This window comes from Vibrio sp. 10N.261.52.A1 (assembly GCF_002876325.1).
Lineage (GTDB): Bacteria > Pseudomonadota > Gammaproteobacteria > Enterobacterales > Vibrionaceae > Vibrio > Vibrio chagasii.
In genome coordinates, this window is record NZ_MCYD01000790.1 from 1 (window position 1) to 3,580 (window position 3,580).

The 3,580-nt window shown below is 40.0% G+C and carries 4 protein-coding genes; 1 reads left to right on the forward strand and 3 read right to left on the reverse strand.

The window, feature by feature from the left end; genetic code table 11:
• Positions 1-564: 564 nt before the first annotated feature.
• Complete coding sequence (gene yciH / locus BCT81_RS16445; protein ID WP_008221404.1) at positions 565-876, reverse strand: stress response translation initiation inhibitor YciH; 312 nt, start codon at positions 874-876, stop codon at positions 565-567.
• A gap of 3 nt (positions 877-879) precedes the next feature.
• The gene (locus BCT81_RS16450; protein ID WP_102425134.1) at positions 880-1,248 is read right to left on the reverse strand and encodes a DUF3319 domain-containing protein; all 369 of its coding nucleotides are present in this window, start codon (positions 1,246-1,248) and stop codon (positions 880-882) included.
• Between the two features lie 100 nt (positions 1,249-1,348).
• On the opposite strand from BCT81_RS16450, the gene BCT81_RS16455 reads away from it, so the two are divergent.
• Positions 1,349-2,317, forward strand: a complete 969-nt coding sequence (locus BCT81_RS16455; RefSeq protein ID WP_102425135.1) for a tyrosine-type recombinase/integrase — start codon at positions 1,349-1,351, stop codon at positions 2,315-2,317.
• A gap of 111 nt (positions 2,318-2,428) precedes the next feature.
• On the opposite strand, the gene BCT81_RS16460 is transcribed toward BCT81_RS16455, so the two are convergent.
• On the reverse strand, positions 2,429-3,424 hold the full coding sequence (locus BCT81_RS16460; protein ID WP_102425136.1) for a D-alanine--D-alanine ligase: 996 nt from the start codon (positions 3,422-3,424) through the stop codon (positions 2,429-2,431).
• Positions 3,425-3,580: the final 156 nt, after the last annotated feature.

The following is a 3,580-nucleotide window of genomic DNA, read 5'->3' on the forward strand; positions in this document are numbered from 1 at the left end:
AAATCTGAAAGCACAACAGCAGGATAACTTACAAAGTCTGCACACAGGAATCTTTAGCCATTGTTGTAAGTTAGGAGGAATTGAACGTTTTAAAAATTCAGTGGTTAACATCAGATGAGAATTTCTTTTTCGTGAACAAAGCAATGCAATGGTTCTAACATTAGAAATTGGGTTAAAGGCGACTTGAACAGGTGCGCTGGGTTTAGAGCCCATAAGGTTGTTTTACTGGCGGAATGAAAATGGTGTGAATTATATGGAGCTAACGTGTATCCAAATTCAAAAGTGCTTAAACGAATGAAACTAAGCAGCGCGTATGTAAAATCTGCCAGGGATAAGGCTTGTAAGTCTCCCAGATTTTAATGTACATCACTGCGTATTATGTACGTTATGTTAAATTGATTTTGCTATTTATAAGGCAGGACTCTTTGTGTGATGCCCTGCCTTTATATGATGTCGGTATTCTTTAAATTATACTGTGTATTTAACCATACTGGTTATTTACCATAAAATACCTAATATCCAGTGATAATAATCTTCGATTTTACCTCTGATATTAGTTAGAGATTAACCGCCAGCAAATTTAACTTTATAGCCTTTCTTTTCAAGATGCGCTTTGATCTTATCGCGCGCGTCGCCTTGAATTTCGATGTTGCCATCTTTTACTGAGCCACCACAGCCACAAACTTTCTTTAATTCTGCTGCCATTAATTTTAATGGCGCGTCATCTAGATCTAAGCCAGTTACTACAGAAACGCCTTTGCCTTTACGGCCTTTGGTTTCTTTTTGGATTCGAACGATACCATCGCCTTTTGGACGTTGGACTTTCTCTTCTTCAGGTTTAATACGACCTGTTTCTGTTGAATATACTAGGCTCATAATTTACTTCTTTTGTTGCTCGGCTTTTTGTTTAGCGATTAAGTAAGCTTCGATATGACGCTGTATTGCCGTTTTCCCGCCTTTGATAAGACGGCCGTTAAACATGCAATACCATGCGTTTGGCTCACCAGTGTCATTTTTGATTTGGTAACCATTGAAATTTTCAGTTTGGCCACCAGTCCCTCTAGACTTACTTAATGCTGTGAACTCTTTTGGGTCAATAATAGATGCAGTATCAATCCACCAATCGATACTCTTTTTTACGGCTGCTAAGTTACCTTGAATAACGTGGTTTTTTAATTTAGTACGCCAAATTGTGTTTGTGGAATCGGTCGATTGCAGATGGATCCCACGGTAAATTGAATTAGCCATATCAATTGATCATCTTTTTGTTTTCACTGCATTAATCATAAGTATACTAATAACGATAGCAAGCATAATATGGCAAAAACACCTGTCGAGGTACGGTAATTTGAGAAAAAATGTCCCTATTTTAACGGACTCTGCGATAATCAATTCGTTTGTTGAAAAATTAAACAGAGAAGCTTCGATTGATGTTATCGACGAGTTAACAGGTTATCAATATTCTCGTAATTCACTGTTGGGTATCTACAGTGACTGGAATCGCTACCATGCTTTCTGCACCAAGCTCCGCATCAATACACTCCCTGCGTCAATTACTGCAGTTCGTCGTTTTTTAGAAACTGAGTCTAATAATAGAAAGTTCGCGTCATTAAAACGTTACACTGCAACACTTAGCTTGTTACATACTGTGTTTAACTTCCCTAACCCTATTAAGCATAGGCAAGTGCGCTTCACCCTGCTCCACTTACAAGCTCAAATGGCTGGTGACGCTAAACAAACAAACGCGATGACATCTTCACACCTTAGTCAATTAAACACCTTGCTTGCACATGAAAAGGCAACGCTAAAAGAGATCCGTGACATAGCGATTTATAACGTGATGTTTGAGTGTGTTTTAAAGCGCTCGGAACTTAAGTTATTATCATCGAGCGATGTTGAGAGTGTCGATGGTGTTTATGAAATCGCGATCAAAGACTCGCTTTACAAGCTTTCACCAGCTGCAAGTTCTTCACTTAAACGTTGGCTAAGTTTTACCGGACTCGAAGATGGATTAACTTTGTTTCGGGCAATTGATAAGCATGAAAACATTGGCCTTCAACCACTAGATGATTCGTCAATCTATAGAATACTAAGGCGTGCTAGTGACTTACTCGGTTTGGCAGAAAATCATCACTTTTCAGGGAATTCGCTACGAGTTGGCGCCGCGCAAGAGCTTTCTAAACAAGGGCTAAAGATAAGAGAGATTCAGGACTTTGGACGTTGGCTTAGCCCTGCAATGCCGGCCCAGTATGTAGGTTATTCGAATACGGCTGAAAGTGAAAAAATGAAGTTTAAGGCACTAACACCATGGCAGTAAGACATTGCAATTAGTCAATAGATTGAAAAGACGGAAGTAAAAAAGCGGCTTGGGAGTAATCCAAGCAGCTTTTTATTGTGAATTGGTTATACGAAACCTCAGCAAATCCTCTTAAGAAAGGCTGGTTCTTACGCAGTTTTCTAGGAACTGAGCGAACTTATGTCCGTCGTGTTCTACCATTTTTGGGAACATCGAGATTGGCGTCATACCTGGGAAGGTATTAACTTCGTTTAGGTAGATCTCGTTATCTTGCGTTAAGAAGAAGTCGATGCGAGACAAGTGGCGAAGCTTCATTTGTGTAAACACTTTGCGAGCGCTGTCCGCAATCAGTTGACGTTGTTCTTCAGTAAGGTTACTTGCCTCAACTTCTGTGATCGAGTGGCTATCTGCGCTGTATTTCTCTTCGTAAGAATAGAATGCGCCATTCGGTGCAATCACCTCGCCTGGCTTGCTGATGTGCAGCTCTCCGTCGATTTCATAAGCCGCAACTTCTAATTCTCTCGGTACCACTGACTTTTCAACAAGTACTTGATCTGAATACGTAAATGCTTTGTTGATCGCTTCACTCAAGTCTTCAATTTGATTGACTTGATAACAACCAACTGATGAGCCTTGACGAGCCGCTTTCACGAATACTTTACCCCACTTTTCAAAAGCTTGAGTGGCTTGTGAATGTGCTTCGTCTGTATTGTCAGATAGGAATAGATATGGCGTGTTTGGAATGCTCAGTGCGTCATACCAAAGCTTTGACGTAATTTTGTTGAAGCTGTTATTGCTAGCTTCAGAACCACAGCCTAAGTACGGGATTTTCGCCATTTCGAACAGTGATTGGATATCACCGGTTTCACCAGGGAAACCATGAATACATGGAACGATGAAATCAACTTTTGATTCTAGATCATCACCACGTAGCGTTTGATTATTGATATCAAGATATACTAATTCGCCCGAATCTAGACACCAGCCTTCGCTCTTAATCTCAACTCTTACAACGTTAAAGTCTTCAACGCTCTTAAGTTGATCAAAAAGGTAATTGGCTGAAACTAAAGACACTTCGTGCTCTGAAGATCCACCGCCGCATAGAAGAAGAATGTTTGTGGTGTTCATGGGTAAATTCGGTCCTTGAAACTAGGAATACTGACTTCAATGATAAACAAAAGTCGAGATAGGTACAGTGTTTTGATTGTTAAAATTGCGTCCGAAAGATCGAGCGATTAACTATTAGACAAAACGGTTCGTCATAAAACAAAAGAAGGAGCATTT

Coding starts and splice junctions, on each gene's coding strand:
- yciH (WP_008221404.1), bottom strand. CDS start 876: ATGAGCCTAGTATATTCAACAGAAACAGGTCGTATTAAACCTGAAGAA.
- BCT81_RS16460 (WP_102425136.1), bottom strand. CDS start 3,424: ATGAACACCACAAACATTCTTCTTCTATGCGGCGGTGGATCTTCAGAG.
- BCT81_RS16450 (WP_102425134.1), bottom strand. CDS start 1,248: ATGGCTAATTCAATTTACCGTGGGATCCATCTGCAATCGACCGATTCC.